Origin of the sequence: Massilia sp. TSP1-1-2 (assembly GCF_049896185.1) — a bacterium.
GTDB lineage: Bacteria > Pseudomonadota > Gammaproteobacteria > Burkholderiales > Burkholderiaceae_D > Telluria_A.
The window spans coordinates 252530-266789 of the sequence record NZ_JAFCTU010000005.1 but is presented as its reverse complement, the minus strand read 5'-3'; the positions used below and the strand labels follow the sequence as shown (position 1 = coordinate 266789).

At 63.4% G+C, this 14260-nt stretch carries 12 protein-coding genes; 7 read left to right on the top strand and 5 right to left on the bottom strand.

From position 1 onward, the window contains the following. Position 1: 1 nt before the first annotated feature. A complete protein-coding gene (locus ACP7BV_RS06850) occupies positions 2-1066 on the bottom strand; it encodes an IS1380 family transposase (RefSeq protein ID WP_426102846.1) in 1065 nt (354 codons plus the stop codon). A gap of 209 nt (positions 1067-1275) precedes the next feature. Between ACP7BV_RS06850 and ACP7BV_RS06845 the strand changes: the two genes are divergently transcribed. The 5 genes from ACP7BV_RS06845 (at position 1276) to ACP7BV_RS06825 (ending at position 8148) form a co-directional block, all read left to right on the top strand. Continuing rightward, entirely contained in the window at positions 1276-3321 is a 2046-nt protein-coding gene (locus ACP7BV_RS06845; RefSeq protein ID WP_426102844.1) for a hypothetical protein, read from the top strand. Between the two features lie 223 nt (positions 3322-3544). After that, positions 3545-3895, top strand: a complete 351-nt coding sequence (locus tag ACP7BV_RS06840) for an ArsC family reductase (protein WP_426102842.1) — start codon at positions 3545-3547, stop codon at positions 3893-3895. Next, entirely contained in the window at positions 3892-5034 is a 1143-nt protein-coding gene (gene dapE / locus ACP7BV_RS06835) for a succinyl-diaminopimelate desuccinylase (protein ID WP_426102840.1), read from the top strand. The genes ACP7BV_RS06840 and dapE overlap by 4 nt, the downstream gene beginning before the upstream one ends. 23 nt (positions 5035-5057) lie before the next feature. After that, the gene (prmB, locus tag ACP7BV_RS06830) at positions 5058-5960 is read left to right on the top strand and encodes a 50S ribosomal protein L3 N(5)-glutamine methyltransferase (RefSeq protein WP_426102838.1); all 903 of its coding nucleotides are present in this window, start codon (positions 5058-5060) and stop codon (positions 5958-5960) included. Between the two features lie 190 nt (positions 5961-6150). Further along, entirely contained in the window at positions 6151-8148 is a 1998-nt protein-coding gene (locus ACP7BV_RS06825) for an ATP-binding cassette domain-containing protein (RefSeq protein WP_426102836.1), read from the top strand. Between the two features lie 79 nt (positions 8149-8227). Here the strand turns inward: ACP7BV_RS06825 and ACP7BV_RS06820 are convergent, their stop codons facing one another. Next, positions 8228-8539 carry a hypothetical protein gene (locus ACP7BV_RS06820; RefSeq protein WP_426102834.1) on the bottom strand — a complete coding sequence of 104 codons (312 nt, stop codon included), beginning with the start codon at positions 8537-8539 and terminating at the stop codon, positions 8228-8230. Between the two features lie 266 nt (positions 8540-8805). Next, the gene (locus ACP7BV_RS06815; protein WP_426102832.1) at positions 8806-9294 is read right to left on the bottom strand and encodes a chemotaxis protein CheW; all 489 of its coding nucleotides are present in this window, start codon (positions 9292-9294) and stop codon (positions 8806-8808) included. 389 nt (positions 9295-9683) lie between these two features. Here ACP7BV_RS06815 and ACP7BV_RS06810 point away from each other — a divergent pair, with 389 nt between their 5' ends. Next, a complete protein-coding gene (locus ACP7BV_RS06810) occupies positions 9684-10625 on the top strand; it encodes an HDOD domain-containing protein (protein ID WP_426102830.1) in 942 nt (313 codons plus the stop codon). Further along, the gene (gene arfB / locus ACP7BV_RS06805; protein WP_426102828.1) at positions 10622-11020 is read left to right on the top strand and encodes an alternative ribosome rescue aminoacyl-tRNA hydrolase ArfB; all 399 of its coding nucleotides are present in this window, start codon (positions 10622-10624) and stop codon (positions 11018-11020) included. Before ACP7BV_RS06810 ends, arfB begins: the two co-directional genes overlap by 4 nt. 29 nt (positions 11021-11049) lie before the next feature. On the opposite strand, the gene ACP7BV_RS06800 is transcribed toward arfB, so the two are convergent. Both ACP7BV_RS06800 and ACP7BV_RS06795 read right to left on the bottom strand, forming a co-directional pair. Continuing rightward, complete coding sequence (locus tag ACP7BV_RS06800) at positions 11050-12255, bottom strand: EAL domain-containing protein (protein WP_426102826.1); 1206 nt, start codon at positions 12253-12255, stop codon at positions 11050-11052. Between the two features lie 56 nt (positions 12256-12311). Next, complete coding sequence (locus tag ACP7BV_RS06795; protein ID WP_426102824.1) at positions 12312-14198, bottom strand: flagellar assembly protein A; 1887 nt, start codon at positions 14196-14198, stop codon at positions 12312-12314. Between the last annotated feature and the right edge of the window lie 62 nt (positions 14199-14260).

Here is a 14260-nt window from a genome sequence, read left to right as displayed (position 1 = left end):
GTTATATTAACTTTTCGGCTTGACCGCGCGCGCAGTAAATGTCTTCGTACAACATGCCAGCATCGAGTCCCGGCAAGGACGTGACGATGAAACGGGTGTTCTCACCAAGCGCCATGACCTCGGCCTTCAACAGTACCCGCCAAGCCCTTGGCCATGAGCGAGCCTTGTAGATAAATTCATCAAACAGGCGCACAGCATTGGGCGGCACCTCCTGCGACTGGGCCGCAACCCAGCGGTCGATGGCACGCAGCCTGGTCGGCTCGGCCATCGCGACAAGCTTGACGTTGCAGGAGAAACCGAAGATGAAATCGACGTTCGGCATGCTGTCGATCAAGCCCATCAATTCGGGGCCGCTGAAGTGGCCGTCGCCACGAACGAGAATGTGGGTATCGGGAAAACGCAGGCGTATCAGTTTCAGAACGCGGCGCATGATCATCGCGTTCTCGTTGCCAAATGGCCGCCTTCCAGGGCGCAGCACGGCGGCGATCAGGCCACCTGACATGCCGTCAAAGATCATCAGCGGCAGGTAGCAGGTCGAACCGTAATGGTGGTTGTAGAACGCCAGTGGCTGCTGGCCGTAGCACGCATCCTCCGAGTGATCGAGGTCGAGAATCAAGCTCTTTGGTGGGCTGGCAAAGCTGGCGATGAATTGCTCCACGAGTGCTTCGCTGACGCGGTAAATGTCCTGGCGGCTAGCGGCATGTTCGAAGCGCGAGATCGTCGCCCCCGATGCCAGCGCTGCGTCATCGTCAAACGGCAGGCGTGCCGCTCCCAGCTTGAACATCGGATCGTGACGCAGGCTGTTCGCATCGTTGCCGTCTTCGTAGCCACAGCCGATCTGGTAGATGCGCTGCGTTAAAAGATCGTGATACGAATGGCTGACGTAACTCTGATGGCGGCGGTCCGGCAGGGCTGCAGCGAGGCGCTTGGTCAGGCCGATCTGGAGGTCGACGCCACGCAGAAGAACCGGACCGAGATCGGAGGACAAGCCGCCGCCGGCGAAATCGGCACGGACACTGTGAGCGGGAATGGATGCAAAACGGAGCTGCTCTGGGGTAGAATTCATGTCGGGCAAGGTGGCGTTCGTGCTGATAGGTTGTGTTTCTTGATAACTCCCATTTTATCAATCACTTACGGCATTCTTGCCCTTTTTTATGCAAAATTCAGGTTAGAGCACCGTGACATCGTCCTCGCGCACGCGGGGATCCATAGAACGTTTGGGCCGAGTCCCGTTCAATGGATCGCCGTGAGCTTTTCAGCAAGAGGAAAACAAGGTTGGTCGACATTTTCACATTCCCCGATTTGCAAGCGACCGCCCTGCCTTCGGGCGGGTGCATCGCCGACAGCGTCGCCGCCCACCTTGAGCCCGCCACGCGCTTTGGCCGCAGCGATGTCCGTCAGGACGCCCCCGACCAGCTGGTCGCCGTCAATTTGACGCTCACGCAAGTCCAGGAAGTGCATTTCGACGTCGTGTGGCACGCCGGAGCACGCCAGCTGCCGAGCGACATCACCCAACTGGCCAACGGCACGCGCCTGAAAGTTGAACTGAACACGCAGCTTGGCATGGCGCGCGACGGCTGCGACGACGCGCTGCGCGCCTGGGTCGCGCACGATCCGCGCGCCTACCGCCGCGTGCTGCCGCCCGAGGCCGCGTTTCGCCATTCGCCCGGCCGCTACGGCATTGAATTCACCTGCCAGCACTGCTATGGCAAGTGCCAGGTCCAGTGCGACGGCTGCGCCGGCGCCGGGCGCGTCAGCTGCCCTGCCTGTCATGGCGCCGGCAACGTGCATTGCCATCAATGCGCCGGCACCACGCGCCTGACATGCAGCGCCTGCATCGGCAGCGGCCACACCACCGGGCAAGTGAGCGAGCAGCGCTGGGACGCGGACGCGAATGCCTACGTCACCATCCAGGTTCCGGTCAAGCGGCCCTGCCTTGCCTGCGGCGGCGCTGGATCGATCCATTGCATCGCCTGCACCTTCGGCCAGGCGCAGTGCGGCGCCTGCGCGGGCCTGCGCAGCGTCGCCTGCAAAGGCTGCGGCGGCGCCGGATGCTTCGATTGCGCCGAGTGCGCGGCGACCGGCGTGCAGCACGAATGGGCCAGCGTCACGGCCAGCGTGAGCACCCATGAAGAGCTGACCTTCGGCGCGGTCGACGCCACGCTTGAAGCGCTGATCCGCGAGCGCATCGGGGCCGCCGAGCTGCCCGCCTATGGCAGCTACCTCGAAGCCCATCACGTCGTCGACCGCGCGGCGCTGGGCAGCCGCTACGAACTGCGCATTGACGCCCTGTACGCCAGGCTGCATGCTGCGGCCCGCCATTTTTCCGTGTATGGACTGGGGCCGCAGGCGCGCGTGCTCGACTTCGTCAATATCGTCGGCCACCTGCTCGAGAACGACCTCGTCACGCTTGAACGGGCGCTGGCGCCGGTGTCGTTCTGGTCGCGCCCGAAGGACACGGCGCTGCTGCCCGCCTTGAAGCAGTTTGTCGCCTCCGAGCTGAACCTGTTGATCGCCGAACAGTTAGGCGCGCAGCCGGCGGCGGGCGCAATGCAAGCCCATTTCAAAGGCATGGTGGACGCGGCGTACGTGCAGCGCGCCAGCGCCGCACTGCGCCAGGGATTTGGCCGCCTGTACGGCGCCGGCCTGCCGCGCCCTGCCTTGTGGGTGGCCGGCGCGGCCGCCGTGGCCTCGGTCATGGTGTACGCGTTCGGGCCGTCGACTTACGGGCCATTCATTTGCACGCTGTGGGCTGCGCTGGCTGGGGCGGCGCTCTGGATCGGCGTTGAAATGCTCTCGCTTGGGCGCATCATGCGCAGTTTCCCCCAGCAGATCGGGGCGCGCTTGCATTCGCAGATCAAGGCCGGTGGCGGCGTGACGAAGTGGCGCATTGCGGTTGCGGCGGGCGTGCTCGCCAGTGCCTTGCTGGCGGCGACGCTCGCGTCCAAGGTACCGTTCATCGCGCGCCACCATCAGGCAAGCGCACTGGCCCAGCTTGCAGCACAAGCGCCAAGCGCGCCGGCTGCGAGCGGCATTGAGCAGGACCGTTCGACGGCCGAGAAGGAAGGCCTGTACGAGATCCGGCAAGCAGCCCGCAAGTTCCTCATCGCTCACAACAAGAAGAACAAGACCACATTCAAGGCACTCGAGCCCAATTTGAACGAGCAGTACCCCAAATGCAGTACGGCCTTGAGCGTGGCATGGGTGCCGAAGAGTTACGGCCTGGCGCAGCCGGCGCTGTTCGTGCGCTGCAAAAAGAGCGTCAGCAAACACGAGCGGAAGTGGGAATCCATCGTGCCGGTCGCCCGCCGCGGCGGCTGAGCCCGCCATCTCCCCCGGGGTCAGTTCCCCCTTTGCGACACGAGCTCATGTAGTAACGGCAGAGCTCGTGTCGTAATAGGGTAACTGACCCCGTTGGTCTTTCGGGCTACCCGCAGCGCATGTGGTATCCTGTCGCCCTTCCCCCGCATTGTAAAAACAGTGTAAGACTGGTCCATGCTTCGCGCATCCGGGCCACTTGTCGTCCACGCGTGAACAACTATCGATGAAAATGACTCTCTACGGCATTCCCAACTGCGACACGGTCAAGAAAGCGCGCACCTGGATGGCCGAGCATGGCCACGCGTTCGACTTCCATGACTTTAAAAAGCAGGGCCTGGAGCGCGCCACCGCAGCCGCCTGGCTTGAACAGCTAGACTGGGAAGTGCTCGTCAACCGCAAAGGCACGACCTGGCGCAAGCTGACCGACGAGCGCCGCGCCGCCGTCACCAGCAAGGCCGCCGCGCTCGAACTGGTGCTTGAACAACCATCGGTCGTCAAGCGCCCGGTGCTCGATCGCGGCGGCAAATTTTCGGTCGGGTTCTCGGACAGCCATTACCAGGAGCTGTTCAAATGACGCCGTCGCCCACCCTCGCGCTGGCCGAAGAATTGATCGCGCTTTCCTCGGTCACGCCCGAAGACAAAGGCTGCCAGCAGCGCCTGATCGAACTGCTCTCCCCGCTCGGCTTCGTGTGCGAAACCATCACGTCAAAAGGCGTCACCAACCTGTGGGCGCGCAGGGGCACAAGCTCGCCCGTGTTCGTCTTTGCGGGCCATACCGACGTGGTCCCGACTGGCCCGGTCGAGCAGTGGGAATCCAAACCCTTCGTGCCCACCCACCGCGACGGCAAGCTGTACGGCCGGGGCGCGGCCGACATGAAGACCTCGATCGCGGCGATGGTTGTCGCTTGCCAGGAATTTACCGCAGCGCACCCCGACCACAAAGGCTCGATCGCCTTTCTCATTACCAGCGACGAGGAAGGCCCGGCCACCGACGGCACCGTGATCGTCTGCGAAAAGCTGGTCGAACGTGGCGAAACCATCGATTACTGCCTGGTGGGCGAGCCCACCTCGGCGCACATCCTGGGCGACATGATCAAGAACGGGCGCCGCGGTTCGCTGTCGGGCCACCTGGTCATCAAGGGCATCCAGGGCCACATCGCTTACCCGCAACTGGCCAAAAATCCGATTCACCTGGCCGCGCCCGCGCTGGCCGAGCTGGCAGCCGAACAGTGGGACAACGGCAACGACTACTACCTGCCCACGTCGTGGCAGATGTCGAACATCCACGCCGGCACGGGCGCCAACAATGTGATTCCCGGCGAAGTGGCAATCGACTTCAACTTCCGCTTTTCCACCGCCAGCACGGCCGACGGCCTGGAAGCGCGCGTGCACGCCATCCTCGACAAGCACAACCTGGCGTACGAACTGGCCTGGACGCTGTCGGGCCTGCCGTTCCTGACGCCGCGCGGCACCCTGTCCGACGCCTTGTCCAGCGCGATTGTCGCCGAGACGGGCGTGCACACCGAATTATCGACCACGGGCGGCACCTCCGACGGGCGCTTCATCGCGCGCATCTGCCCCCAGGTGATAGAATTCGGCCCTCCGAACGCCAGCATCCACAAGATCGACGAGCACGTTGAAGTGCGCTTCATCGATCCGCTCAAGAACATCTATCGCCGCACGTTGGAAAACCTGCTGGCGCCAGCAGTTTAATCGACCATGCACCGAGACCTGTCATGACCACGACCCCGTTTGCCACCTTATTTACCACCCCGCGCGACCTGCTGCGCTACGCCGTGAGCCGCTTTCACGCGGCCAAGCTGTTCTTCGGCCATGGCAGCGCCGAAGCCTTTGACGAAGCGGCCTACCTGATCCTGCACACGCTCAAGCTCCCGCTCGACAAGCTCGACCCTTTCCTCGACGCCCGCCTGCTGCCCGAAGAAGTGCTGCAGGTACTGGCCGTGATCGAGCGGCGCACCGTTGAACGCGTGCCGGCCGCTTACATCACCAATGAAGCGTGGCTGGGCACCTACGCCTTTTATGTCGACGAGCGGGTGCTGGTGCCGCGTTCATTCATCGCCGAACTGATTCCACAGCAGTTCAGCCCATGGGTGGAAGATCCGTACGCGGTCGCGAACATCCTTGAACTGTGCACCGGGTCGGCCTGCCTGGCGATCATGATGGCCGACTGCTTCCCCAATGCCGTGGTCGATGCGATCGATATTTCGACCGATGCGATTGCCGTGGCCGAGCGCAATATTCGCGATTACAAGCTTGATGGCCGTGTCAATCCGATTGTCTCGGACCTGTACCAGAATGTGCCGTTCAAGAAGTACGACATGATCATCACCAATCCACCGTATGTGAATGCCGATTCGATGAGCAAGCTGCCGCCGGAGTATTTGCGCGAGCCGCACATTGCGCTGGCCGGTGGCGAAGACGGCATGGATTTGGTGCGCAAGATCGTTGCGGGTGCGGCTGAACGCTTGACGCCGAATGGCATCCTGATGGTTGAAATCGGCAATGAGGCGGAGTATGCCGAGGCTGCGTTCGGGCACCTGGGGCTGACCTGGCTGACCACCAGCGCGGGTGATGATATGGTTTTCCTGCTGACGGCTGAACAGCTGCAGTTGCAGTAAAGTTTTTGGCGGCTCATGGCGGAATGCGCTTGCGCTTTTCCGCCCTACGGGCCGTATAAGTTTTTGGCGGAGCTTGGCGGAATGCGCTGACGCTTTTCGCCCTACGAAACCCGTCGCGGGCCGTAGGGCGGAAAAGCGAATGCGCATTCCGCCATGCTCCGCCACCACCATTTAGAAGAAGAAGTAATCAATGATCCGTTTCCTCAACGTTAGCCTCATGCGCGGCACCAAGCCGCTCCTCAAGGATGTCGACCTAACCCTCAATCCAGGCGATAAAATCGGTCTGATTGGCGCCAACGGCGCCGGCAAATCGAGCCTGTTCGCCATGCTGCGCAACGAGCTGCATCCGGATCAGGGCGAGATCGACTTTCCCGCCAAGTGGCGCATGGCGTACGTGGCCCAGGAAACGCCGCCGCTCGAACGCTGCGCGCTCGACTACGCGATCGACGGCGACACCACGCTGCGTAAACTTGAGGAAGAACTGGCGCGCCTCGAAGCGCAGCCGGAATCAACCGAGAACGGCATCGCCATCGGTAACATCTACAGCGCGCTGGCCGACGCCGACGCCTACACCGTGCAGTCGCGCGGCGAACAACTGCTGCTCGGCCTGGGCTTCACGCTCGACCAGATGCAGCAGCCGATCGTGAGCTTTTCGGGCGGCTGGCGCATGCGCCTGAACCTGGCGCAGGCGCTGATGTGTCCATCCGATCTGCTGCTGCTCGACGAGCCGACCAACCACCTGGACCTGGACGCCATCATCTGGCTCGAGGACTGGCTCAAGCGCTATCCGGGCACCCTGATCATCATCTCCCACGATCGCGACTTCCTCGACGAGATCGTCAACGTCATCGTCCACATCGACGAGTGCAAGCTAAAACGCTACTCGGGCAACTACTCGGGCTTCGAGCGCCAGCGCGCCGCGCAGATGATCCTCGCCGCCGGCGCACTGGCCAAGCAGCAGCGCCAGCGCGCCCACCTCGAATCGTTCGTGAACCGCTTCAAGGCCCAGGCGTCCAAGGCGCGTCAGGCGCAGAGCCGCATGAAGGCGCTCGAGAAAATGGAAGAGCTGGCCCCGCTGCGCGCGGCCGCCGAATTCTCGTTCGAGTTCCGCGAGCCGTTGGCCGCGCCCAACCCGCTCTTGGTAATGGAAGACGTCAACGCCGGCTACCATATCCTCGACGAACATGGCGACCGTGTATCGGACAAGGTGATCGTCTCGGGCATTAAGTTCTCGCTGCAGATCGGCCAGCGCATTGGCCTGCTGGGCGTCAACGGCGCCGGCAAGTCGACACTGATCAAGACCATCGCGGGCGAACTGCAACCGCTGACGGGCGACGCCACGCTCGGCAAGGGTCTGTCGATCGGCTATTTCGCCCAGCACCAGGTGGAGATGCTGCGCCACGACGAGTCGCCGCTGTGGCACCTGGCCAAAATCGCGCCCACGGTGCGCGAGCAAGAGCTGCGCAACTTCCTGGGCGGCTTCAACTTCCCCGGCAATATGGTGACCAGCTCGATCCGTCCATTTTCGGGCGGTGAAAAAGCGCGCCTGGCGCTGGCGCTGATTGTATGGCAGCGACCCAACTTGCTGCTGCTCGATGAGCCGACCAACCACCTGGACCTGGAAACGCGCGAGGCGCTGACGATGGCGCTGGCGCAGTTTGAAGGCACGCTGGTCGTGGTCTCCCACGATCGCCACCTGCTGCGCGCCACGACCGACCAGTTCATCATCGTCGCCGACGGCAAGCTGCAACCGTTCGACGGCGACCTGGACGACTACAAGGACTGGCTGTTCCAGACCAAGCTTGGCAAGGGCACCACTGTGCTGCCGGCGGCCGGCAAGGACAACAAGACGGAGTTCCCGACCGTGCCTGCGGTGGCCGTGCCGGTGACGCCCGCGGTCAACACCAAGGACCAGAAAAAGCACGACGCCGAGCAGCGCCAGCGCATGGCCACGCTCAAAAAACCGATCGAAAACAAGATCAAGCGCCTCGAAGAGCAAATCGCCAAGCGCAATGAACAGCAGGCCGAAGTCGATGCGAAGCTGGCAGAGTCAAGCATCTACGAAGCGGCCAACAAGGCCAAGCTCAAGACGCTGATGGCCGACCAGGCCTTCTACAAGAAGGACCTGGCGACGCTGGAAGCGGAGTGGCTGCAATTGCAGGAGCAGCTCGAAGGACTGGCTGCGTAAAAAAGCATCACATCGTCCTCGCACGCGTGGCGCTTTGAGGACGATGGCCTTGCGTCGGGCTGTCCGATTCACGGCGCCTTCAGCTGGCGTGATGCCGGAACGGATTGGCATGCTGCGCCGGGCGTCGGGCACAGGGCGGCACGGGTACGCCCACCGGTCGCGCGATCGCATGGTGCGCGGCCACCTTGACGGTTGGCGGCGCCAGATCGGTGAGCAAATAGGCCAGCCGCACGGCCTGGTATTCACTTTCCTGCACATCCGGCAAAATGGTCTCATTGTCGCTGGAGAGCTTGAGCACCCGCCATCCGCCCCCGGCGCGCCGCACGCACCACAGCGAACCACCATTATCCAGAAAGTCGCGCTCGATTTCGGTAAGTGGAACTGTTGACATGTTCTCTCCTGGCTGGGTTGATATCGGGATCGCCACCGTGGCAACTTTTACACATTTAATTTCCCAATAGCATCAGTATTAATTACTCTTGGAAATTTCTCTGTTAGCTAGCGAACAGAGATGCATAAAACCGACAGCAGGGGCGTGCGAAGTTGCCGAACGAGTGGAGTGATGACGCGAAGGGAAAGGTAGAAGACGCTGGCGGACGCTGCGGTGAAAAGAGCAGAACGCCCTTTCACCACAATGTTTTTTAGCAAGGCGGGAACTTACGCGACGCGCTTTTCATCGCGCGCGCTGTCGCGCTTGATCGACATCAGGCGGTCGATGTCGACCAGGATCAGGCGCCGGCCCTCGGCTTCGCCCAGCCCGAGCAGGTAGTCGCAATCGCCGTCGCCGTCAGTGCCGGGGATCGGCGTGATCTGGTCGGCGTACATGCGCACCACGTCGGTCACGCCATCGACCACCATGCCGACCACGCAGCTGGCCAGCTGCAAAATGATGACGTCGGTCGACGGTCCGGCCACGCCGGCGCGCGCATCGAAGGCCATGCGCATGTCGACAATAGGCATGATCACGCCGCGCGAGACGGCCACGCCGCTGATGATGGCGCCGTCCGAGGCGAAGCGTTCGAGCGACTTGAGCGTGCTCAATTCCTTGACCTTGCGAAATTCAACACCGTAGTCGAGCCCGCCAAGCTGGAAACTGAGAAACTCCAACTTGCCGGCGGGCGCCGTCTTGGGTTCGGTGATGGACATGGTGTGCCTTTCGTTTCGTGCGTGGGGTAGCGCCGACGAAACCTATCGTAATGCGAGGGCATACTTCGCTCGTTGAGTGCGATCAATGTTTCCTAACGAACAGAACGACGCGCGCGCACGCCAGGACGCCCCGCGAGGAACTGATGGCCTTGCAAAGCGACTGGAACCCATTACAATGGGACAGCAATGCTGTGTGGGTAACATTGTAAAAATCAAGGACCGGACATGTTTCAATGGCTGCAGAAAATTTTTTCCTCCCCCGTTCCTGAGGCCCCGCCAACCGCGCCCGGCACACCGGCAGCCAGGCCGGCACCGCCCCGCGGCGGGCGCCAGGGGCGCCGGCCGCTGTCGCCGGTACCGGTACCGGCGACAGCGGCTCCATCGGCGGCTTGTCGTTCGACCAGCGTGACACCGTCAACACCACCTATTACAACTGGCTGTTCGGCAGCAAGGGGGCGTCGGAACTGGAGACCACGGAGCCTGAAAATCAGGTGCTGGGCGCCCTCGCCACCATCCTCAAGTCGCAGCAGTCGGGCGCCGCGCTGGTGCGCCGCCTGCCCGGCCTGATCCCGCAGCTGCTGCAAAGCCTGCGCAGCGATACTTTTTCAGGCGCGCACCTGTCGCGCACCATTTCCAGCGATGTGGTGCTGGTCGCGGCGGTGATCCGCGCGGCCAACAATTCCTTCATCGGCTACGGCACCACGATCACCAGTGTCGAACACGCGATCATGCTGATCGGGACCGAAGGCTTGCGCCACCTGATCACCAGCGTCGCCTTCCGCCCCATCATCGACATGAATTCGGGGCACTACACGCGCGCGCTGGCGCCGCGCATCTGGGACCAGTCCGAGCGGGCCGCCCTGGCCAACCGCATGCTGGCCGAAGAAATGGGCGTCGATCCTTTCGAAGCCTTCCTCGCCGGCCTGGTGCAGTACGTGGGCCTGATCGTCACGCTGCGCATCATGGACCAGTGCGACAAGGACGGCAAACAGCTCGGCTCCGACATGTTTTGCGCCAGCCTGCTGCGCGACGCCCGTGCGCTTAGCTGCAGTATCGGGCGCGAGTGGGATTTCCCGGCCAGCGTCGTCACCGCCATCGGCGAGCAGGCCGGCGCGCGCAAAGGTGTGCAAGTCTCGCCCATGGGGCGCCTGCTGTCGCAGTCCGACTACCTGAGCAAGGTGCGCATTTTGGCTGAAAGTGCGCTGGCCGACAGCGCCGATGCGGCCCTGTTCAAGGGCCTCACGCCTGCGGCGATGGCGTGCTATCACCGGCTCGACGCCATCGCCGACCAGGCGCCGGCCGCCATCGCAGTGCCTGCAGCGGCGTTGTGACGGCGCTCGTCAATCCAGCCGAAGTCGAGTTTTCCAACATCCGGGCCCAGGGCCCGGGCGGCCAGAACGTCAACAAGGTCTCGTGCGCGGTGCACCTGCGCTTCGACATCGCGGCCTCTTCCCTGCCCGAAGCGATCCGCGAACGCTTGCTGGCGCTGTCGGACCAGCGCATCACGCAAAACGGCGTGCTGGTGCTCAAGGCGCAGCAGTCGCGCAGCCTGGAACAGAACAAGGAGGACGCGCTGCGCCGCCTGCAGGAACTGGTCGACAGCGTGGCGGTGCTGCCTGCGCTGCGGCGCGCAACCAAACCCACCCGCAGCTCCCAGCGCCGCCGCCTCGATTCAAAAACCAGGAGCGGCCAGACCAAGGCGATGCGCGGCAAGGTCAGCGAGTAGTTCTCAGTAAAGCCGTGGCCGACGCCGCGTCACCCTGCCGGCAGGCTCCCCGGCCGGCCCGTCAGGTAGCCCTGCACCGTATGCACGCCCAGCTCGCGCAGCGTGCTCAGTTCGTCTTCCGTTTCCACGCCTTCGGCCACCACCTTGCTGCCGGTGGCCGCAGCAAACGTGATCAACGCGGCGGCCAACGCGCGCGAGCCGGCCTCGTGATCGATGTTGCGGATCAGGCTCTGGTCAAGCTTGATCACGTCCGGCTTGAGCTTGAGGATGTGGCGAAAACTGGCGTACCCCGATCCCGCATCGTCCACCGCCAGGCGCAGCCCGTTCTTGCGCAACTGCGCCAGCGCTTGCGAAATCTGGTCGTAGTCGGTGATCGAACAATGCTCGGTCACTTCGAGCATCAGGCGATCGAGCGGCGCGCCGGCCAGCACCGCGTCGAGGACACCGGTCAGGATCGTCTGCGGCGAGACGTTGATGGCAAGGTAGACGCCGTCAGGTATCAGGGCCAGGCCCGCGAGCGCCTTTTCGATGGCAAGCATCTCAAGCCGATGGCCCAGCTCCACGCCGTGCGCTTCGGTGAACCACTGATCCGGGCCGCGCCCGGGCTCGGGCGCGAAACGGGCCAGCGCTTCGTAGCCGACCACGCGCTGGCGTTCGGTGTCGAACACACCCTGGTAGACCATTGTAAAGCGGCCGGCGGAAAACACGTCGGTCAGCCGCTCCACGATCGTCGCGCGCGCGCGCTCGCCCAGCACGCGCGACTCGATCAGTTCGCCGATCAGGTTGGCGAATGCGGCCAGCGTGCCTACATCGCAGTTCGACAAATTTGCTTCCGGGTTGCGGCTGTAGCAGCAAAAGGTGCCGAACACGGCGCCGTCGTGAAAGCGGATCGGCACGCCGACGTGGGCGCGGATGTCGAATTGATCGGTGGCGGCCAGCGCCACCAGCTCGGGATAGGCATGACTGTCCTGCACGATGGCGGGAATGCGGCCATTGACCACCAGAGCGCAATAGCTTTCGTCGAGCGGATCGTAGTCGCCGACACGCACCGGCGAAAAACCTTCGACCGACGCCACGTGGCGAAAAATGCGCAGGCCGTCGCGAAATTCGGTGACGAAGCCCACGTCCATGCCGAGGCAGGTGCGGGCCAGGCCCACGGCGCAGCGGATCAGTTCATCGGTTGAATGGGGCGCTGCCACCGCCATGCCTGCCACCGCAGAAGTTTGCTCAGCCATGTGTTCGTCCATCGAGAATTAAACTACCGCATCCACCAACGCCGTGCATGCGAGTGCTACTGGCTGCACCATTCGATCTTACCGCAATCGGCCGACAGGATCACTTCGCCGGCCTCGTAATTGGAGCGCAGGCGCGCCTTGATTTCCTTTGACGGCAAATCGTACAGGGTGCTGCCGTCCGGATTGAACTTCATCGACAGCAGCACCGTGTCGCCCGAGAGCATCTGCACGTTCACCGCGCTCTGGCCGGCATAGTCGCGGCGCTGCTGCTGCAACTGCGCGACCAGCGCCTCGGCGGCCTGCTGCTGGGTTTCGGTTGCCTTGACCTCGAGCGACACCTTGGCAATTGCCTTGAGCGCCGGCCCGACGCTGCTTGCCATCTTTTGAAACTGCGGCACCTGTTCGGGCGTCAGCGTCAGTTCATTCTTGCGAATTTTCGAGGCCAGCATCACGTACTTGCGCACCTCGCTCTGGCTGGTCAGGCTGTCCATCTCCACCTTGCAGGCCAGCGCCGCCGCGCCGTATTCGGTGGCTTTGGCCATCATGGCGGCGATCGCCTCGTCGATGCGCGCGCTGTCCGGCTCCAGCGCGAACAGCTGCATCTCGGTCTGCTTGCGGGGCCCGGCGCTCTCGATGGTGATCTTGCGCGCGGCAATCGCGCAGCCCTCGGCGTTCTTGATGATCACTTCATCGGCCATGATCTCGCAGTTGGCCGCGTGCTCGATAGTCACGCGGGTGCCGGAAATGATGCAGCTCTCGGCGCGGTTGAGCACCACCTCGCCCACGCTGGTCTGCAGCACAGAACCGGACACCACGCCCTTGACGCAAATGTCGCCGCGCGCGTTGTGGGCCGAGCCGCCCACCATATTATGGTTAAGCAGGATAGTGCCGCCGCGCGAGACGATATTGCCAAAGACGTCGGCGTGAATGGTCACGCTTTCGCCTTCGATCACGCGCTTTTCCTGCACCTCGCCGAATTCCTCGTAGTCGCCGGTCAGCTGCAGGTTGCCGGTGGTGCGCGAACTGACGCCGTCGCGGCTGACGATCTTGTCGTCCACCGAGAGCTGGTGCGTCTTGCTGTCCACGTTCAGAAAGCCGGCCTGCAGCGAGAGCAGGAATTCGCCCTCGGCGTTCGACTCGATGACAGTGCCAGGGCCGGCCATGGGCCCCATCTCGATATCCTTGGGCAGCGGCGGCTCGATCGGGATGCCCGACAGCTCGTAGCCGGTGGCGCCGTCCCGGCGTGGTATTTTCTGCAGCAGGCGCACGCCCGCCTTGATCTGCGGGAAGCGGTTCTGGAAGGCCATCAAGTCCAGTTTGCCGTTGGCCAGCTGGCGCGGCGCGTCGCTGCGGTGCAGCTCGGACGAGACTTCGATGATGTGCGCATCGATGCCGGGCACCGGATCGAGGCGCGCGGCGATCACCACCCGCTCAGTCTTGCCGGCAGCGATCGCAGCGCGCACGGCGGCCATGTCCAGGCCAAAGCGTATGCCCTTGGTCCACATGTCGGCGACAAATTCATCGGCCTCCAGCCAGGCTGGCGTGCCGGCGCCGTCCGGGTCGTTCGGGTCGGTCAGCACGACCGGCTCGAACTGGTATTCGGCGCGCCCGCCGCTCAGCTTGACGGCCTTGTAGAGCTCGCGCCGCTGCGGATCGAAGGGCAGCAAGTCGTCGGCAAAGCGGATCATCATCTCGGTGCCGGCCGCGCGCGGCAGATCGGGGCCGTGGTCGTAGATGGCCTTGATCAAGACCGTATGATTCAAGCCCGCAAAGTAGCTGTTGCCCGAAAAAACCCGGTCAATGGCGGCGGCGAACGTTGGACCCAGCACGCTGGGGTCGGCATACACGCCGTCAGGCCGCTTGACGATGCAGTGACCCACTTCGCCGGCGAGCGCGTCGCCCGCTGCTGGCGGGGTGTTGGCCACGGGTGAGTCAATCGGCACGGTCAGGCTCCATACGGAAAATGCTTACGCCGATGGCAACAGTATTTGCCATCAGTAAGATT

What these genes read in the sequence shown, in the direction of transcription:
- ACP7BV_RS06850 (WP_426102846.1), bottom strand. Translation starts at nt 1,066, where the DNA reads ATGAATTCTACCCCAGAGCAGCTCCGTTTTGCATCCATTCCCGCTCAC.
- ACP7BV_RS06840 (WP_426102842.1), top strand. Translation starts at nt 3,545, where the DNA reads ATGAAAATGACTCTCTACGGCATTCCCAACTGCGACACGGTCAAGAAA.
- dapE (WP_426102840.1), top strand. Translation starts at nt 3,892, where the DNA reads ATGACGCCGTCGCCCACCCTCGCGCTGGCCGAAGAATTGATCGCGCTT.
- prmB (WP_426102838.1), top strand. Translation starts at nt 5,058, where the DNA reads ATGACCACGACCCCGTTTGCCACCTTATTTACCACCCCGCGCGACCTG.
- ACP7BV_RS06825 (WP_426102836.1), top strand. Translation starts at nt 6,151, where the DNA reads ATGATCCGTTTCCTCAACGTTAGCCTCATGCGCGGCACCAAGCCGCTC.
- ACP7BV_RS06820 (WP_426102834.1), bottom strand. Translation starts at nt 8,539, where the DNA reads ATGTCAACAGTTCCACTTACCGAAATCGAGCGCGACTTTCTGGATAAT.
- ACP7BV_RS06815 (WP_426102832.1), bottom strand. Translation starts at nt 9,294, where the DNA reads ATGTCCATCACCGAACCCAAGACGGCGCCCGCCGGCAAGTTGGAGTTT.
- ACP7BV_RS06800 (WP_426102826.1), bottom strand. Translation starts at nt 12,255, where the DNA reads ATGGCTGAGCAAACTTCTGCGGTGGCAGGCATGGCGGTGGCAGCGCCC.